Annotated in this window: 19 protein-coding genes; 17 read left to right on the forward strand and 2 right to left on the reverse strand. The window is 63.2% G+C overall.

The annotated features are described in order from the left end of the window. The first annotated feature begins 30 nt into the window (after positions 1-30). From GJ668_RS06565 to secF, 4 genes are all read left to right on the forward strand, one after another. Entirely contained in the window at positions 31-1,758 is a 1,728-nt protein-coding gene (locus GJ668_RS06565; RefSeq protein WP_155449345.1) for a potassium/proton antiporter, read from the forward strand. A 157-nt stretch (positions 1,759-1,915) separates the two neighbouring features. Continuing rightward, positions 1,916-2,248 (forward strand): preprotein translocase subunit YajC, encoded by a 333-nt coding sequence (gene yajC, locus GJ668_RS06570; protein ID WP_155449346.1) that lies wholly within the window; start codon positions 1,916-1,918, stop codon positions 2,246-2,248. 172 nt (positions 2,249-2,420) lie between these two features. After that, positions 2,421-4,277 (forward strand): protein translocase subunit SecD, encoded by a 1,857-nt coding sequence (secD, locus tag GJ668_RS06575; protein ID WP_155449347.1) that lies wholly within the window; start codon positions 2,421-2,423, stop codon positions 4,275-4,277. A 12-nt stretch (positions 4,278-4,289) separates the two neighbouring features. Continuing rightward, positions 4,290-5,240 carry a protein translocase subunit SecF gene (gene secF, locus GJ668_RS06580; protein ID WP_155449348.1) on the forward strand — a complete coding sequence of 317 codons (951 nt, stop codon included), beginning with the start codon at positions 4,290-4,292 and terminating at the stop codon, positions 5,238-5,240. A 555-nt stretch (positions 5,241-5,795) separates the two neighbouring features. Here the strand turns inward: secF and GJ668_RS06585 are convergent. Beyond that, on the reverse strand, positions 5,796-6,923 hold the full coding sequence (locus tag GJ668_RS06585; RefSeq protein ID WP_155449349.1) for an NAD(P)/FAD-dependent oxidoreductase: 1,128 nt from the start codon (positions 6,921-6,923) through the stop codon (positions 5,796-5,798). A 121-nt stretch (positions 6,924-7,044) separates the two neighbouring features. Beyond that, the gene (locus GJ668_RS06590; RefSeq protein ID WP_155449350.1) at positions 7,045-7,656 is read right to left on the reverse strand and encodes an arylesterase; all 612 of its coding nucleotides are present in this window, start codon (positions 7,654-7,656) and stop codon (positions 7,045-7,047) included. On the opposite strand from GJ668_RS06590, the gene GJ668_RS06595 reads away from it, so the two are divergent. The 13 genes from GJ668_RS06595 (at position 7,655) to GJ668_RS06655 (ending at position 18,179) form a co-directional block, all read left to right on the forward strand. Beyond that, positions 7,655-8,350 (forward strand): ABC transporter ATP-binding protein, encoded by a 696-nt coding sequence (locus GJ668_RS06595; protein WP_155449351.1) that lies wholly within the window; start codon positions 7,655-7,657, stop codon positions 8,348-8,350. The two genes, GJ668_RS06590 and GJ668_RS06595, sit on opposite strands and share 2 nt — an antisense overlap. Continuing rightward, complete coding sequence (locus GJ668_RS06600) at positions 8,347-10,836, forward strand: ABC transporter permease (RefSeq protein WP_155449352.1); 2,490 nt, start codon at positions 8,347-8,349, stop codon at positions 10,834-10,836. The genes GJ668_RS06595 and GJ668_RS06600 overlap by 4 nt, the downstream gene beginning before the upstream one ends. Positions 10,837-11,009: 173 nt before the next feature. Continuing rightward, positions 11,010-11,210 (forward strand): type II toxin-antitoxin system TacA family antitoxin, encoded by a 201-nt coding sequence (locus GJ668_RS06605; protein WP_155449353.1) that lies wholly within the window; start codon positions 11,010-11,012, stop codon positions 11,208-11,210. 29 nt (positions 11,211-11,239) lie between these two features. After that, the gene (locus GJ668_RS06610) at positions 11,240-12,829 is read left to right on the forward strand and encodes a class I SAM-dependent DNA methyltransferase (RefSeq protein WP_155449354.1); all 1,590 of its coding nucleotides are present in this window, start codon (positions 11,240-11,242) and stop codon (positions 12,827-12,829) included. A 25-nt stretch (positions 12,830-12,854) separates the two neighbouring features. Next, positions 12,855-13,160 carry a hypothetical protein gene (locus GJ668_RS06615; RefSeq protein WP_155449355.1) on the forward strand — a complete coding sequence of 102 codons (306 nt, stop codon included), beginning with the start codon at positions 12,855-12,857 and terminating at the stop codon, positions 13,158-13,160. Beyond that, positions 13,157-13,558, forward strand: a complete 402-nt coding sequence (locus GJ668_RS06620) for a type II toxin-antitoxin system VapC family toxin (RefSeq protein WP_155449356.1) — start codon at positions 13,157-13,159, stop codon at positions 13,556-13,558. The genes GJ668_RS06615 and GJ668_RS06620 overlap by 4 nt, the downstream gene beginning before the upstream one ends. A gap of 152 nt (positions 13,559-13,710) precedes the next feature. After that, positions 13,711-13,965 (forward strand): type II toxin-antitoxin system HicA family toxin, encoded by a 255-nt coding sequence (locus GJ668_RS06625; protein WP_186342930.1) that lies wholly within the window; start codon positions 13,711-13,713, stop codon positions 13,963-13,965. Beyond that, a complete protein-coding gene (locus tag GJ668_RS06630) occupies positions 13,965-14,177 on the forward strand; it encodes a type II toxin-antitoxin system HicB family antitoxin (protein WP_155449358.1) in 213 nt (70 codons plus the stop codon). Before GJ668_RS06625 ends, GJ668_RS06630 begins: the two co-directional genes overlap by 1 nt. Before the next feature lie 50 nt (positions 14,178-14,227). Further along, positions 14,228-15,448 (forward strand): restriction endonuclease subunit S, encoded by a 1,221-nt coding sequence (locus GJ668_RS06635; protein ID WP_155449359.1) that lies wholly within the window; start codon positions 14,228-14,230, stop codon positions 15,446-15,448. A 16-nt stretch (positions 15,449-15,464) separates the two neighbouring features. After that, positions 15,465-15,758, forward strand: a complete 294-nt coding sequence (locus GJ668_RS06640; protein WP_155449360.1) for a DUF4365 domain-containing protein — start codon at positions 15,465-15,467, stop codon at positions 15,756-15,758. A gap of 232 nt (positions 15,759-15,990) precedes the next feature. Further along, positions 15,991-17,340 (forward strand): RNA-guided endonuclease IscB, encoded by a 1,350-nt coding sequence (gene iscB, locus GJ668_RS06645; RefSeq protein ID WP_155449361.1) that lies wholly within the window; start codon positions 15,991-15,993, stop codon positions 17,338-17,340. A 69-nt stretch (positions 17,341-17,409) separates the two neighbouring features. Then, positions 17,410-17,661, forward strand: a complete 252-nt coding sequence (locus tag GJ668_RS06650; RefSeq protein WP_155449362.1) for a DUF4365 domain-containing protein — start codon at positions 17,410-17,412, stop codon at positions 17,659-17,661. Continuing rightward, complete coding sequence (locus tag GJ668_RS06655; protein ID WP_155449363.1) at positions 17,658-18,179, forward strand: hypothetical protein; 522 nt, start codon at positions 17,658-17,660, stop codon at positions 18,177-18,179. Before GJ668_RS06650 ends, GJ668_RS06655 begins: the two co-directional genes overlap by 4 nt. Positions 18,180-18,193: the final 14 nt, after the last annotated feature.

Below are 18,193 nucleotides of genomic sequence, written 5' to 3' on the forward strand. Positions count from 1 at the left end.
CACAGATCGCCCGTTCGCTAGCGCGCGCCCATGGAACTGACCAACCACATCATCCTGCTCGGCTCAGCCGTCGTTTTCGTCAGCGTACTGGCGAGCGTGGTGACAGCGCGCGTCGGTGCGCCGCTGTTGCTGGTGTTCCTGGTGATGGGGATGCTGTTCGGCGAGGACGGTCCGGGCGGCATCACCTTCGACGACGTCCAGCTCGCGCATCTGCTCGGCAACCTGGCACTGGCCGTGATCCTGTTCGACGGCGGACTGGCCACGTCTTACAAGGACTTCCGGGTCGGTCTGCGCCCGGCGCTCGGGCTGGCCACGCTCGGCGTGCTCATCACCACGACCCTCACCGGACTGTTCGCGGTCTGGTGGCTGGAACTCGGTTGGCTCGAAGGGCTGCTGCTCGGAGCCATCGTCGGCTCGACCGATGCCGCGGCCGTGTTCTCACTGCTGCGCTCCAATGGCATCGAACTCAAACAGCGTGTTGGCGCGACCCTGGAGATCGAGTCGGGCAGCAATGATCCGATGGCGATCTTTCTGACCATCGTCCTGATCGAGCTGATCCGGAACAATCAGGGCAATCCCGGCTTGACGCTCCTGACCGAATTCGTGCGCCAGATGGGACTCGGCACCCTGTTCGGACTGGCCGGCGGCTTCGTGCTGGTGTGGCTCGTCAATCGGCTCAAGATGTCGGCTGGACTCTATCCGCTCGCCATCATGGCCGGCGGACTGTGTCTGTTCGGCGTCACGGCCACGCTGAACGGCAGTGGTTTTCTGGCCATCTATCTGGCCGGTATCGTGATCGGCAACCGACCGCTCGAAGCGCGCCTGGAGATCAAGCGCTTCCACGACGGCCTGGCGCGACTGGCCCAGATCGGCATGTTCCTGATGCTGGGGCTGCTGGTCACACCCTCGGATCTGCTACCGGTAGCGCCTGATGCCCTGCTGTTCGCCCTGGTACTGATCCTGATCGCGCGTCCACTGGCCGTCTGGCTGTGTCTGCTGCCCTTTCGCTTTCCCTGGCGCGAACAGGTCTTCATCGGCTGGGTCGGACTGCGCGGGGCGGTGCCCATCATCCTGGCGCTGTTTCCGCTGCTCGCCGGACTGACCCTGGCGCCGGTGATCTTCAATATCGTCTTTTTCGTGGTGTTGGTCTCGCTGCTGATCCAGGGCTGGACGGTCATCGCACTGGCACGCCGGCTGGATCTGGAGGTTCCGCCCAGCACGCATCTGGTGCAGCGGGTGGAACTCGACATCCCGGGTCAGCAGGAACTGGAGTTCGTTGGCTACCGGCTGGCGGAGAATGCCCCGATCGTCGTCGAGACCTCGGTGGCTCAGACACGTCTGCCGCCCGGCTCGCGTCTGGTCGCCGTGCTGCGTGATGGACGGCTGCTCGATCAGTGTGGCCCGGTGATGGCGCGTGCGGGCGATCATGTCTATCTGCTGGCCGATCCGGGCGATCTGGCCGAACTGGACCGGCTCTTCGTCGCCGCGCCCGAGACCGAGCGTCTGTCGGAGCGTGCTTTCTTCGGCGAGTTCGTGCTCGATGGCGCGGCCCGGCTGGCTGATCTCTGCGCCTTCTATGGTCTCAAGGTTCCGAGTGACGATGGACAGCTTACGCTCGACGCCCTGATCCGGCGTGAACTCAACGCCCATCCGGTCGTCGGCGACCGACTCCAGCTTGACGCCCTGGAACTGGTGGTGCGCGCGGTTGACGAAGACCGCATCACCCAGGTCGGACTCAAACTGCCGAGTGCCGATTGAGGATCGACCCCAGGTGCGGACTCCAACGCCTTTGCTGTGCGATAATCCCGCCCTGTTTTTGTGGGGCCGTCCCGTGACTGGAAGCGGCGGCCCGTTCGCGTCCACTGGCTCGCCCAATCCAGAGCGATCCACGCAACACTGAGTAAGGAACCGACCCATGAGTTTTTTCATCTCCGATGCCCTGGCCCAGGGCGAGGCCGCCGCACCGGCCGGCGATCCTTTCATGGCCCTGCTGCCGCTGGTCCTGTTCGCGGTCGTCTTCTACTTCCTGCTGATCCGTCCGCAGGCCAAGCGTCAGAAGGAACATCGTAAGATGGTCGAGTCGCTGGCCAAGGGCGATGAGATCATCACCATGGGCGGCATGGCCGGGCGCATCGCCGACATCGGCGAGAACTTCGCCCTGGTCGAGGTCGCCGACGGCATGAAGGTCAAGATCCGTCGCGCCGCCGTGGAATCCGTGCTGCCGAAGGGCACCCTGCAGGAGCTCTGACCCCCACCCTCCCGAGATCAGCCTCGTCCCGGACGCTGGAGACCGGCGTCCAGGATCAAACGGCTCAGAGTGGATCGTCGATCCGAATATCCGCGCCGCATCGCCGGCGATCCCTCCAGACGTCTCCCGCCAGCGCACACGGCGAGCCGCCATTCTCCAATCCGGAGTCCCAATGAACCGATACCCACTGTGGAAGAATTTACTCATCCTGGGCGTCATCCTGGCCGGCCTGCTGCTGGCCTGGCCGAATCTCTACTCCCAGGATCCATCGATCGAGATCACCGCTGCGCGTGGTCATGAGATCAGCGAGGCCAGCCCCGGCGAGATCAAGTCCGCGCTCGAAAACGCCAAGGTACCGCTCAAGGGCATCGAGTCCCTGGAAGGCGGCAAGCTGCTCGCCCGTTTCAACACGCCCGGCGAGCAGTTGCGCGGTCAGGAGGCCATCGAGCAGACCCTGTCCGAGCGCTACCGCACCGCGCTCACCCAATCGGCAGACCTGCCCGGCTGGATGCGGGCACTCGGTCTCCATCAGATGTCGCTCGGTCTGGATCTGCGCGGCGGTATCCATGTCGTCATCGACGTCGACATGGAAGCCGCGCTCGAACAGGCTGTCGAGCGCTACAGCGGCGACCTGCGCACCCTGTTGCGCGAGGACAAGATCCGCTACCTGACCCTGACCCGCGATGGCACCAATATCCTGGTCCGCTTCGAGGATGCCGCCAGCCGCGACGCCGGCGAGAAAAAGATCAAGCGCGAGTTCCGCGAACTCACGCTCGAGCCGAGCGAGGAGTCCGGGGTCTTTCTGCTGCGCGCCAGCCTGTCCGAAACCGAACAGCAGCAGATCCGCGACTTCGCGCTCCAGCAGAACATCACCACCCTGCGCAATCGCGTCAATGCGCTCGGCGTGGCCGAGCCGAGCATCGCCCGTCAGGGCGAGCGACGCATCGTCGTCGAGCTGCCGGGCGCGCAGGATCCGGGGCGTCTGAAAGAGATCCTTGGGGCCACAGCTACGCTCGAATACCGCCTGGTCGATACCGAGGGCAGTGTCGCCGACGCCGTCGCCGGACGTCCGCCCGTCGGCAGCAAGCTCTACTACGAGCGCAACGGCACTCCGATCCTGCTCAAGCGCCGGGTGATCGTCACCGGTGACCAGATCACCGACGCCTCAGCCGGCTTCGACAGCCAGAGCGGCAGCCCGGCCGTGTTCGTCAATCTCGACGGCCAGGGCGCGCGGCGCATGCGCGACGTCACCACCGAGAACGTCGGCAAACCGATGGCGGTGGTCTTCATCGAGAACCGCACCACGACCCAGATGGTCGACGGCGAGCCGGTCAAGACCACGCGCAAGGTCGAGGAAGTCATCAGCGTTGCCACCATTCGCGAGCCATTCGGCCGACGCTTCCAGACCACGGGCCTGGACAGCAGCAACGAGGCGCACGACACCGCGCTCCTGCTGCGTTCCGGTGCGCTGGCGGCCCCGATCGAAATCGTCGAGGAACGCACGATCGGACCCAGCCTGGGTCAGGACAACATCGATCAGGGCTTCAACTCAGTCATGATCGGTCTGGCCCTGGTGGTTCTGTTCATGGCGCTCTACTACCGGATCTTTGGACTGGTGGCCGATCTGGTACTGGTCGCCAATCTGGTGCTGACGATCGCCGTGCTCTCCATGCTCCAGGCGACGCTGACCCTGCCCGGCATCGCTGGTATCGTGCTCACGGTCGGTATGGCGGTCGACGCCAACGTGCTGATCTTCGAGCGCATCCGCGAAGAGATCCGCAATGGCAACTCGCCCCAGGCCAGCATCCATGCCGGTTATGACAAGGCGTTCTCGACCATCATTGATGCCAATGTGACCACGCTGATCGCCGCCGTGGTGCTCTTCAGCTTCGGCACAGGTCCGGTCAAGGGCTTCGCGGTGACGCTGTTCATCGGCATCATCACCTCCATGTTCACCGCCATCCTCGGCTCGCGCGCCCTGATCAATCTGATCTACGGCGGTCGGCGGCTGAACAAGTTGGCCATCTGAGGAGCGCGCGACATGAGCAAGAAACGCACGATCAATGAGCTGAACATCGACTTCATGGGCCGGCGCCATATCGCGTCCTGGCTGTCGATTGGCGCGCTCGTCATCTGTCTGCTGTCGATCCTCTTCCGTGGCTTCGACTTCGGGCTGGACTTCACCGGCGGTACCGTAATCGAGCTGGGGTATGCACAGCCGACCGAACTGAGCGACGTGCGCGCCGCCCTGGAGACCGAGGGACTCGGCAGCGCGACCATCCAGTATTTCGGCTCGCGTACCGATATCCTGATCCGTCTGGCACCACAGGACGGTGTGGAAGAGGCGAGCGCCCAACTGAGCGATCGCGTCTTCGCGGCATTGAATCGCGCCGCTGACGGACAGGTCGAACTCCGCCGGGTCGAGTTCGTCGGACCCCAGGTCGGCGAGGAACTGCGCGAACAGGGCGGACTCGCGGTGCTGTTCTCGCTGATCGGCATCCTGATCTATGTCGCGCTGCGCTTCGAATGGCGCTTCGCGGTCGGCGCGGTGGTGGCACTCATCCATGACGTGCTGTTCACCGTCGGCGTCTTTTCGCTGTTGCAGATCCCCTTCGATCTGACGGTACTCGCGGCCGTGCTGGCGGTGATCGGCTACTCGCTCAACGACACCATTGTTATCTTCGACCGTGTCCGTGAGAACTTCCGCCGCATCCGCAAGGGCACGGTGATCGGGATCATCAACACCTCGATCAACGAGACGCTCTCACGCACCATCGTCACTTCAGGTACGACGCTGCTGGTGCTGGTGGCGCTCTACTTCCTGGGTGGCGAGGCCATCAGCGGTTTTGCGCTGGCGCTCATCATCGGCATCCTGGTCGGTACCTACTCGACCATCTATGTCGCTACGGCCATCGTCGTCTGGCTCGGCTTGAGCCGCGATGACCTGTTGCCGGTCAAGAAGGAAGGCGCTGAGCTCGATCCGCTACCGTAGCGGTATCGTCGGCATGTAGACAGAACAACGGGGCCAGATGGCCCCGTTGTCCGTTTCAGCGTTGGCTCAATACCTGTCTTAGCAGGCATCCGTTCGACTCGTCGTCAGCCCCGAAGGGCGTAGGGCACCAGGGGCAACAGGCAAATGGCGACGATATACCAGAAAGCCCGACGATCCTGGGTACGCAGTGCTTCTTCGCTCATCTTGGTCACCTTTCGAGTCAATGGTTGATCGATTGCTGGACGATTGGAGTCTCTTTAGCCCCGCATGGCGTAGGGCACCAGGGGCAACAGGCAAATGGCGACGATATACCAGAAGGCCCGACGGTCTTGAGTACGCAGTGCTTCTTCGCTCATCTTGGTCACCTTTAAGTCGATGTTTGATCGAAAGAGGCGGTGGACGACTCGACCTTGGCGGCAGTGCCTTGTCGTCTCGTTCACCGGCCTACGGTTGTCAAGATGGCCGCCTTTCCAGCAACTTCAACGAATACCGCTTTTAGTCCGTGGAAATTTCGCACTATTTTACTGCGATATAAAGATCAAGCCATTGATTCGCTTAGCGATAGCGCTGCAAATACAGCCATTCAAAGAACCGCTTGAGCCAGTGGAAGAGCCGCATCGAGGGCAGGACCAGGTTGAACTTCTCGTTGCGCGCGACCAGCATGCCGCTGTCGTTGGTGTCGACAATACAGATCAGCTCGACGCGGAAGGTCTCCTTGGGTTCCTGACCCGCGAACTCGGCGAGCAGATTGCGCGCGGCCGCCCGCGCTTGCAGATCGGCCATGTGGCCCTGCTTAGGCATCCAGTCGGGACCAGGGAAGCTGCCCGAATCGCCGGCCACATAGACGCGCTCGAAGCCGGGCACCCGACACTGGGCATCGGCCTGGAGCAGCCCGCCCGGTGAGCGCGGCAGATCCGTGTCGTCGAACCAGGCATTGCCCGTCATACCCGGCATGAACAGGATGAGATCGGCGTCGAAGGTCTCGGCCTCGGTGGTCACCTGGGTCGCACTGAAGCCTTTGAGCTTGTGGCCCAGATGAGTCTGGATGCCGCGGCGCCCCATCTCGGCGAGCAGACCGTCGACCGCCTTGGGTCCGAGCCGGTTGCCGGGACGCTCGGCCGGGGTGAAGAAATGCAGCGTGAATCTATCGCGCCGCTTCTCGCGCTTGAGCTGATTGTCCATCCCGAACAGGAACTCGAAGACCGGGCCACCGCGCATCGAGCTGGGTTCATTGGGATTGCCGGCAAAGCCCATGGCGATGTGACCACCGTCCATCGCGCGCACCCGGTCGCGGATCTCCTTGGCCGCCGCCACGCCTTCGCAGGGGACGATGGCATGCTCGATGCCGGGGAGTTTTTTGATGAAGCGCCCGCCGCTGGCGATGATGAGTCCGTCGTTCTCGACCGAACCGTGCGTAGTCTCCAGCAGACGCCCGCCGTTTTTGAGTCCAGTGGCCTCGGCCGCCAGATGCCGGACCTTCATGCGTTCGAAGAAATAGCGCAGATCGATAACCAGATCATCGCCGGTGCGCAGACCGCTGGGCACCCAGATCAGGCCCGGATAGTAGACGAACTCGGGCCGGCGGCTGACGAGGGTTATCTCGACATCAGGGGCGCGCTTGCGCAGTTCGATGACGGCCGTCAGTGCGGCAAACCCGGATCCCACGATGGTGACACGTTGCATGATGTCAGTTACTCCAAAGGTGTTGAAGTCCGGCTCGATCTCGATCGGATCGAGCCGTCCAGATAGACACGCGCCTTGCCTTGATGCCATGCCCAGGCATTGGGCACTCAGCGCTTGCAGATCAGTCTAACAGCAGTGGTTCCAGGGTCGGCCAAACGTTGTCGAGCAGGCGCTCCTGCGCCTCGGCGGTCGGGTGCAGACCATCGGGCTGCATCAGACTCCAGTCCTCGGCCACATCCTTGAGCAGGGCCGGCACCAGGGGTACGCCCTGCTCGGCGGCGACCTCCATAAACACGGCTTGAAAGCCGTCGACGTAGGACGCACCATAGTTCGGTGGCAGTCGTACCCCAATGAGCATCACGCGCGCGCCTGACTCGCGCCCCTGGACGACGAGCTGCCCGAGAGTGTCGCGCATCAGATCGAAGTCCCAACCGCGCAGTCCATCATTGGCGCCGAGTTCGATGACGAGCACCGCCGGGCGATGGCGTTCGAGCAGTGACGGCAGGCGTGTCAGCCCACCGGCGGTGGTTTCGCCGGACACGCTGGCATTGACCACCTGATACGGCCGTCCGGCGCGCTCGATGCGCTCGGCGAGCCGCGCGACCCAGCCTTGCCCGGTATCGATGCCATAACCGGCGCTCAGACTGTCACCCAGCACCAGCACCACCGGCGCCTGGGCAAAGGTTTCCAGCGGCGGACATAGCAGAATCAGAGTCAGGAGTAGATATCTCATGTCGGATCAAGCGGCCTCCGCCGTCTCGCGAGCGATTGGATTGGGTAAGCATGTTACCGGCCCGGCCGGCGGCTTGACCATCCTCGATGGATTGGATCTGGAGATCCACGCCGGTGAGGCGGTTGCCATCCTCGGGGCCTCCGGCTCGGGCAAGTCGACCCTGCTCGGGCTCCTGGCCGGACTCGATGATCCGACCGGCGGTGAGATCTGGCTGTGCGGGCAACGGGTCGATCAGCTTGACGAGGACGGACGCGCCGCGCTGCGCGCCGGCCGGGTCGGCTTTGTGTTCCAGAATTTCCAGCTCCTGCCGACACTCACCGCGCGCGAGAACGTGCTGCTGCCGCTGGAGCTGACCGGCACTCCGGACGCCGCGCGTCGCGCCGACGAGGCGCTCGATCGCGTGGGCTTGAGTGCGCGCGCCGGACACTATCCGCGCCAGCTCTCAGGCGGCGAACAGCAGCGCGTGGCTATCGCGCGGGCCTATGCGCCCCGCCCCGCCGTGCTCTTCGCCGACGAGCCGACCGGAAACCTCGATCAGACGACCGGCGAGCACATCATCGACCTGTTGCTCGAATTGCGTCAGGAAACGGGCACCGGCGCGGCCTTGGTGCTTGTGACCCATGATCCGCATCTGGCCGAGCGCTGCGACCGACGTCTGCGGATGCACGACGGACATCTGGAGTCACTGGCATGAAGGCCTGGCGTCTCACACTGCGACTGCTGCGCCAGGACTGGCGCAGTGGCGAACTCTATCTGCTCTCGGCAGCGCTGGTGCTCACGGTCGCGGCCATCACGGCGGTTGGCTTTTTCACCGACCGGGTCGAGGCGACCCTGGAGCGCCAGGGCAGCGAGCTGATCGCTGCCGATCTGGCGCTCGAATCCTCCAAGCTGCTCGATGCTCAGTTCGCTGAAGAAGCCCAGGCGCGCGGTCTCAGAACGGCGCGCACGCTCGAATTCCGCAGCGTGGTCATGGGCGAGCGACCGCAACTGGTGCTGATGAAGGCGGTCGACCCGGAGTATCCATTGCGCGGTCAGTTGCGTATCGCCGAGACCCTGGACGCGCCCGACCGCCCCGTCGATTCAGGTCCGCCCGCCGGCGAGGTCTGGGTCGAATCCAGGCTGCTGCGACTTCTGAACCTGACACTCGGCGACAGCCTGGGGGTGGGTGAAGCGCGTCTGCGTCTCGGCGCCATCCTGACCGAGGAGCCGGATCAGGGCCGGAGCTTCTTCAACATCGCCCCGCGCGTGCTGATGAACCGCGCTGACTTGGAGGCGACCGGACTGATCGGACCAGCGAGCCGTGTCACGCATCGGCTGCTGATCGCGGGCGCGGCGACGCCGATCGACGCCTATCGCGACTGGGCGAGCACCCGGCTCGCAGCCAATGTCACCCTGACCGACGCGCTGGAGGCCCGGCCTGAGTTTGGCTCGGCAGTGGAGCGCGCCTCACGCTTCCTGCATCTGGCGACCCTGGTCACGCTGCTGGTGGCCGGCGCGGCGATTGCGCTCGCCAGTCAGCGTCTGGTCGAGCGCCAGACCGATGCCGTGGCCGTGATGCGCTGTCTGGGCGCGCCGCGCCATCTGCTGATGCAGGTGCTGATTGGACGTCTGGTGCTGTTCGGGCTCGCGGCCAGTCTGGTCGGTTGTCTGCTCGGCTGGCTGGGTCAGGCGGGATTGCTGGCGGCGCTGGCCGACTGGCTGGGCACGGATCTGCCGCCGGCCTCGCCCGCCCCCATCCTGGTCGGTCTGGCGACCGGGCTGATCACACTGCTCGGCTTTGCGGTGCCGCCGCTGATCCAACTGGCGCGGGTGCCGCCCCTGCGTGCGATCCGGCGCGATCTGGGTACGCCGCGCGCCTCGGCCGCATTCGCGCTGGGCGCGGCCGGACTGGCGCTGGCACTGCTGATCCTGTGGCAGGCCAATGATCTTGAACTCGGGCTGAAGCTCCTGGGAGGCGTGCTGGCGACCTTGCTGGCCCTGATCGGAACCGTGCTGTTGCTAGTGCGTCTGGCCGGACGGCTGGCCGGACGCGCGCGCGGGGTCTGGCGGCTCGGGTTGGCGGCACTGACCCGGCGTCCGGGCGCGGCGGTGCTCCAGATCGCCGGCTTCGGCATCGGCATCCTGGCGCTGCTGCTGCTCGCCGTGGTGCGGGTGGATCTGCTCGAATCCTGGCGCGAGACCGTGCCCGAGGGCGCACCCAACTATTTCCTCATCAATATCCAGCCGCCTGAGGTCGAGCCGTTACGCGCCTTCCTGAACGACTCCGGGATCGAAACGCCCCAGCTCCAGCCGATGATCAGCGGGCGTTTGACCCGCATCGGCGAGCGTGCGGTCGAGCCTTCCGACTACGACAATCCGCGCGCCGAACGGCTCGCCAGCCGTGAGTTCAATCTCAGTTACGGCACCGAGCCACAGCCGGACAACCGAATCCTCGCCGGGCGCTGGTGGAGCGAGGGTGCCGAAGCTGCGCCACAGTTCTCGGTCGAGCGCGGTATCGCGGAGACGCTTGGGATCGAACTGGGCGATGTGCTGACCTTCTGGGTCTCGGGGCACGAGGTCAGCGGGCCGGTCACCAGTCTGCGCGAGGTGCACTGGGATAGCTTCAATGTCAATTTCTTCGTTGTTGCGTCCCCCGCCCTGCTCCAGGATGAAGCGGCGACCTTTATCACCAGCTTCCATCTACCGGCCGAGCGTGAGGCGGTCATTGCGGAACTGGCGCGGCGCTTTCCAAGTGTGACCACGCTCGATGTCGAGGCCATTCTGGGTCAGGTGCGTCAGGTCATCGACCGTGGCGTGCTGGCGGTCGAGTATGTGTTTCTGTTCACGCTGGGCGCGGGTCTGCTGGTCATGTACGCCGGCATCCAGGCGAGTCTGGAGCAACGCCGCACCGAGCACGGCATCCTGCGCACCCTGGGCGCCGGACGGCGCACGCTTCTGACCAGCCTGGCGGTCGAGTTCACGGCGGCGGGGTTGCTGGCCGGGCTGCTGGCGTCGGTTTTTGCCGAAGCCACCGGCTGGCTGCTTGCTGAGCAGATTTTCGAGCTGGAGTTTGGCTTCAACCCGAGTCTATGGGTGGTGGGTGTGTTGGGGTCAGGATTAGCGATCGGGTTAGCCGGCACGCTGGCGACCTATCCGCTGCTGATCCATCCGCCGTTGCGGACATTGAGGGGAGATGCCTGAATTTTCCGGGTTCGAGTCCCGGCTGTCGGGGGCATTGATACACCGGGTATCGAGAAGAGCGACAATGGTTGGCAGGCTGTACACCGCGCGGCGATCTGAAAGCACTACCCGTGGATAGCCCTATTGTTGTAGCATCTTTGCACGACAAGCGAAACCGAAACGCGAGACCGTCGATGCCAGCCCTCAAGACCGAGACCCTGACCATCCGCCTCTGTCCCGAGACCAAGGCCGCGTTGCGCCAAGCGGCCGAGCGCGAGCGGCGCAGTCTGTCGAACATGCTCGATGTGATGATCCTCGACTACAGGACTCGTCATCCCCACGCATTTGCCGGCATTCCCGCCACGCCTTCCACGGTGCCCTCCGGCGCTGACTGACTCGTCTCGATCTCAAGGAGACTGCGCACATGGCCAAGCGTGCCACCGCCAAGACTGCCCGCAACGGCGGCGACCTCGGTATCGAAGCCGATCTGTTCAAAGCCGCCGACAAGCTGCGCGGCAACATGGAGCCGTCGGACTATAAACACGTCGCGCTGGGCCTGATCTTCCTCAAGCACATCTCCGACAGCTTCGAGGCCAAGCACGCGCAGTTGCTGGCCGAGTATCCCGAGGGCGCGGAAGACCCGGACGAATACGCCGCCGAGAACGTCTTTTGGGTGCCGAAGGAAGCGCGTTGGTCCTATCTTCAGGACACCGCCAAGCAGCCGGGCATCGGCAAGCGCATCGATGAGGCGATGCTGGCCATCGAGCAGGTCAACGCCAGCCTCAAGGGTGTGCTGCCCAAGGAGTACGCGCGCCCGGCGCTCGATGCGGTGATGTTGGGCGAGTTGATCGACCTGATCTCCGGCATTGCGCTCGGCGAGGCCCAGGACCGCGCGCGCGATGTGCTGGGGCGGGTCTACGAATACTTCCTTGGCCAGTTCGCCGGGTCTGAGGGCAAGCGCGGCGGCGAGTTCTACACCCCGCGCTCGGTGGTGCGGGTGCTGGTCGAGATGCTGGAGCCGTTCCCGAACCCCGCGCGCAAGATTCAGGGCCGCGTCTATGACCCCTGCTGCGGCTCGGGCGGCATGTTCGTGCAGGCCGAACGCTTTCTGGAGACCCACGGCGGACGGGTCGGCGAGCTGGCGATCTACGGGCAGGAGTCCAACTACACCACCTGGCGGCTCGCCAAGATGAATCTGGCGGTGCGCGGCATCGAGGCCGACATCCGCTGGAACGCTGAGGGCAGTTTCCGCAAGGATGAGCTGCCGGACCTGCGCGCCGATTTCATTCTGGCCAATCCGCCCTTCAACATCTCCGACTGGGGCGGCGACAAGCTGCGCGAGGATGCGCGCTGGGTCTATGGCGCCCCGCCGGTCGGCAATGCCAACTTCGCGTGGCTGCAACACATCCTCCACCATCTCAGCCCCAATGGGACGGCGGGCGTGGTGCTGGCCAATGGGTCCATGTCATCGAGCCAGTCCGGCGAGGGCGAGATCCGCCGGGCGATGGTCGAGGCCGATGTGGTCGATTGCATGATCGCCCTGCCGGGGCAGTTGTTCTATTCGACCCAGATTCCGGCCTGTCTCTGGTTTCTGGCCAAGAACAAGGCCAACGGCGGGTTGCGCGACCGGCGCGGTCAGATCCTGTTCATCGACGCCCGGCAGCTCGGGCACATGGTCGACCGCACCCGTAAGGAACTCTCCGATGCGGACATCGCGCGCATTGCCGACACCTACCATGCTTGGCGCGGGGAGGCGGACGCGGGCGAGTATGCCGACGTGCCCGGCTTTTGCAAGTCGGCGACGCTGGAGGAGATCCGCACCCATAACCACGTCCTTACACCGGGGCGCTATGTCGGGGCGGCGGCGGTGGAAGAAGACGAGGTGCCGTTTGTGGAGCGGTTCGCGGCGTTGCGGGAGACACTGGAGACGCAGTTGGCCGAGGGCGAGAAGCTGGGGGCGGTGATTCGGGAAAAGTTGGCGCGTGTCATCCCCACGTCTGTGTCATCGAGTTGATGAGAGGAATTGAGAGGATCTGAGCATGTTGCAAACCATTGAAGTCGAGATTGACGCGAGCGGCCGCGTGCATCCGGTCGAACCCTTTGAGCATCTGCCATCCGGCCGTGCGTTGTTGACCCTGCTGCAACCGACGCCAGCCTCGCGGAAGCGGCTTGAGGCGGTCATCGCAACCACGGAACACCACGCCGGGGAACCTCTTGGAACGGATAACAGTTCATCCGTCCTGACGCTGCTGCGCTCGCCATGGTTTCAGCACGCGCCAGCCGGCGATCCGGCGGCGCTCGAAGAGACGATTCAGGCCAACCGCGAAGCCTGGAATGACCGATGACGCGCATCTATCTCGATAGCTGCATCCTGATCTATCTTGTCGAGCGCCATCCGATCTTCGCGCCTGTCATCGAGGCGCGTCTAGCGACTCTGAAAGATGCCGAGTTGCTGATTTCTCCCTTGGTCCGGCTGGAAGTTTTGGTGAAACCGCTGCGGGCGGCCGATGTTTCGCTATTGCAGCGTTATCGAAAATTCATGGATGCCTTGCACCAACTGTCGATGCCGGACGACGTTTTTGATCTCGCCCTGTCGTTGCGCGTGCGGTACAACCTGAAAACGCCGGACGCCTTGCACGCGGCGACGGCTCAGTATCATGTCTGCCAGTCCTTTTGGACCAATGACCATCGTTTGGCGGATGCGCTCGGAGAGTGTGCCGTGGTGGTGACGCATGCGAACTGAGCAATGCACCGGCATGCGAGACGGTGTCGGGTGTCTTCAGGAGCGGTTCGCGGCGCTGCGGACGACGCTTGAGACGCAGTTGGCCGAAGGGGAGAAGTTGGGGGCGGTGATTCGGGAGAAGTTGGACGGCGTGGTGCTTTAAGAGGTTGGTCGTGGGTAAACACGAAAAGTTATTGGATAAAATTCTCTACGGTCGCTCAGACACGAACATTGGTTTCGACGAGCTTTGCAATTTGTTGGAACGGCTGGGCTTTGAGCAGCGCCAACGCGGCAGCCATCGAATTTTTCGCAAAGCCGGCGTTGAGGAAAAGATCAACCTGCAAGAAGATAACGGTCAGGCAAAGCCCTATCAGGTGGGGCAAGTGCGCGCTATTTTGCTGCGCTATCGTTTGACGGAGATTTGCTGATGTTCAAGTATGAAACCATCATTTTCTGGAGCGAAGCCGACCAAGCGTTTGTCGGTGAGATTCCCGAGCTGCCCGGCTGCATGGCGCATGGCGACACTTATCAATCGGCGTTGGCTAATCTCATGGAAGCTGGGCAACTGTGGATTGATACCGCCATTGAGTTTGGCGATCCGGTGCCCGAGCCAAAAGGGCGGCGGTTGACGTATGCGTGATTGTAAGGAGCTGGGTGCGGTGATTCGGGAGAAGTTGGCGGGAGTGACACATGGTTAGTTGGCCTCAAGTCACTATCGGCGAATTAGGCCAAGTATTCGATGGACCTCATGCGACGCCGAAAACTATTGATGAAGGCCCAATCTTTCTAGGGATTGGGGCGCTACAGGATGGGCGGATTAACTTGGGAGAAACGAGGCACGTCACGCCAGAGGATTTCGTCAAGTGGACCCGTCGAGTTCGCCCGCAAGCTGGAGATATCGTATTTTCTTATGAAACTAGATTAGGCCAGGTCGCAATTATTCCTGAAGGAATGAAATGTTGCCTTGGTCGTAGAATGGGACTCGTCAGAGCAGACAAAAATAAAATTCTTCCTCGCTTTTTCCTGTATTACTTTCTTTCTCCATTTTTTCAAGAATTTATTCGCGCGCATACTGTGCAAGGCGCGACAGTTGACCGAATACTCCTTACCGATTTTCCTTCATTTCCGTTTCTTTGTCCGCCACTCTCAGAGCAAGAGGGGATAGCATCGTTATTGGGCGCACTCGACGACAAAATCGAGCTGAACCGCCAGACGAACGCAACCCTGGAGGCGATGGCGCGGGCGCTGTTCAAGGACTGGTTCGTGGACTTCGGCCCCACGCGCGCAAAGGCCGAGGGCCGCGCGCCCTATCTCGCCCCGCACCTCTGGGAACTCTTTCCCGATGCCCTCGATGATGAGGATAAGCCGGTGGGGTGGGAGTATAAGCAAGTCGAAGACATACTTGAGCTGGCCTATGGAAAAGCCCTCAAATCGACGGATAGAGTGGATGGCTGCATACCTGTTTATGGTTCTGGCGGAATCACCGGATATCACAACAAATCTTTGGTTGATGGGCCATCGATCATCGTTGGGCGAAAAGGAACTGTTGGAAGTCTTTACTGGGAAGATGGGCCTTTTTTCCCAATCGATACGGTTTTCCATGTCAAACCCAAAGCCCCTCTGACGTTCTGTTTCTATCTCTTGCAGACTCTTGGTCTTGAGGGAATGAATACCGATGCTGCCGTACCTGGTTTGAATCGAGGCAATGTTTATCGATTGCCGGTTTCTTGGTCGCAAGAAAGCATCAGGTTCGCCTTTAATGCGATCATCGAACCCCTACGTCAGAAGATCAGGTGCAATGCTGATGAATCCCGCACCCTCGCCCAAACCCGCGATCTGCTGCTCCCCAAGCTGATGTCCGGCGAGATCCGTCTGCACGAGGCCGAACGGATCGCCGAGGCCGTGCTGTAACCTCGGGGCGCGACGCATGACCCAAGACCATCTACTCACCTCAACCGACCGCGAAGAGGCGCTATCGCGTGCCTACCTGCAAGCCGTCGCCGCCGGGGCCGGCTATGTGGTGGCGAGCCTGGACTTCGACCGCGACGGGATCGACTGCGAGATCAAGGCCGGCGGGCAGATGCGCCCGTCGCTGGGCATCCAGCTCAAGGCGACGATCAATCTGGGCGCGGTTCAGAACGGCCACTACAGCTATCCGCTCAAGCGTCGCAACTGTCAACTACCCCGGCCTGAAGGCCGGAGCTTGAAAGAGCTGGGTTGACCAGGGAAAGCGGTGAAAACCCGCTGCGTTTGCAACAGGTCGCACAGACCGACTCCGAGGTGCTTCCTCAGCCTCGGACTCTCGAAGACCCGGATCATGCAGGCGAAAGGTAAAGCGTCGAAGGTTCGGGCCGCCGCCGCGAGGCGGGAGCCGGTTGCAGACATTCCCGAGGGGAGCGGGCTGTAAAGCCCCGTCACCAGGCCCGTAAGGGCAGAGGTTTTGGAACAGACCGATGGCTGTATTCGTGCTCGACAAACAGAAACGTCCGCTGATGCCGTGCACGGAGAAACGCGCGCGGCTGTTACTGGAGCGCGGGCGTGCCGTGGTGGTGCGTCTGGCGCCCTTCACCATTCGGTTGAAGGATCGAATCGGCGGGGCGGTTCAACCGCTGCGCCTGAAGCTCGATCCGGGCAGTCGCGTCACGGGGCTGGCCCTCGTTCGCGAATCCGAGATCTGTGATCCGGACACGGGCGTGGTCGAGCGACTGGAGCATGGGCTGTGGTTCGGGGAACTGGCGCATCGCGGTCAGGCGATCCGGGAGGCGCTGGAGACACGGCGTCACTACCGTCGGGCGCGCCGCGCGCGGAAGACCCGCTACCGGGCCCCGCGCTTTTTGAATCGCACCCGCCGCGCGGGCTGGTTACCTCCATCGTTACAGCATCGGCTCGACACCACCCTCAACTGGGTGCAGCGGCTACGGCGGCTTGCCCCGATCACCGCTCTCAGTCAGGAGTTGGTGCGCTTCGATACCCAGGCGCTCCAGAACCCGGAGATCAGCGGGGTCGAATACCAGCGCGGCGAGCTGGCCGGTTACGAGGTCCGTGAATACCTGTTGGAGAAGTGGCACCGGACCTGTGCCTATTGCGGCGCAACGAACGTGCCGCTGGAGATCGAGCACATCGTGCCGCGCTCCAACGGCGGCTCGGATCGGGTCTCGAACCTGACGCTCGCCTGCCGAGACTGCAATCAGCGCAAGGGCCACCGACCCATTGAGGACTTTTTGCAACGCCAACCGGCGCTCCTGCACAAGATCCAGGCTCAGGCTAAAGCGCCGCTCAAGGATGCCGCCGCCGTCAATGCCACGCGCTGGGCGCTGTTGAACGCGCTCAAGACCACGGGCCTACCGGTCGAGACCGGCTCGGGCGGGCGCACAAAGTTCAATCGCACCCGCTTGAACCTCCCCAAAACCCATGCCCTCGATGCCGCCTGTGTCGGCGCCGTCGATCAGGTGCGCGACTGGAACCGCCCGGTCCTGAGCATCCGCGCCACCGGACGCGGGGTCTACAGCCGCACGCGCACGTTCAACAACGGCTTTCCGCGCGGCTATCTCATGCGCCAAAAGCGCGTCCACGGCTTCCAGACCGGCGATTGGGTGCGCGCCGAGGTGCCCAAAGGAAAAAAGGCTGGCGTGCATGTCGGGCGCGTGGCGGTGCGCCAAACGGGATCGTTCAACATCCAGGCTCAGGCCGGAACCGTTCAGGGGATTTCCTACCGCCATTGCCGCCTCCTTCAACGCGCCGACGGCTATGGTTATTCATTCCAACTTAAACCAGAAATGGAGGCAGCGAGACGGGCGGCCTAACCGCGCTGCGCGCGGTGCGCTATCCCTCCCCGCCCTGAAGGACGGGGTTTCTCGCGCAAGACTGATGATTTGCTGCGCGAGCCAACCCAGACGCCGCGCGTGCTGGTAGTGCTCGCACTGCCCCAGGACGAAACCGAGTGGCTGACGATCACTGACGCAGAATTGGTGCTGCGCCGCTGCGCCTATTGGGTGTCGCTCGCCAACGCACCGGAGCGCGATAACCGGGAATCCGTCACCGTGTCGCTCCCCGAGCATCAGCGGTTCGATGTGGCGGCGCTGCGCGCCCTGATGGATCACTCCAGAACGGGGAGCCTCCGATGAAAGCTCAGATTGTCGATCCGCAAGCACTGCGCGCGATCACGCCGGCGGCCCTGGTGGCTTATGCGCGGGGCGAGGGCTGGCAGCATGTCGAGACCTATGGGCAGCATTCCGATGTCTACGCCCAAGCCAACCGGCCCGAGCTGGTGATTCCGCGTACCGACCACCTGGCGGACTATCCGCGCGTGGTGGCGGAACTGATCGGGATTCTGGCCGCGACCGGCGACCGGGATGAACTCGCCCTCTATCGCGATCTGCTCGGAGCCGATCGCGACGTGGTGCGGGTGCGTGCGCGTTCCAATGCCGATGACGGCTCGGTGAACTTGGCGGCGGGTGTCGGTCTGTTCGAGAGCGCGCGCGAGATGCTTCTGGCGGCCGCCTGTGCCGCGACCAATCCGCAACCGCTCTATCGCGCGGGCGCCAATAAGTTGGACTTTGGACAAAAACACGCTCCTTCCCAGTGCCCAGTAGGCCTTCTTGAAACTTTTCGTGGTATGCATCCGATCAAGCCGTCGCGGTGAGCCTCGGTTGGCGC

The organism is Allochromatium palmeri (assembly GCF_009720725.1).
Lineage (GTDB): Bacteria > Pseudomonadota > Gammaproteobacteria > Chromatiales > Chromatiaceae > Thermochromatium > Thermochromatium palmeri.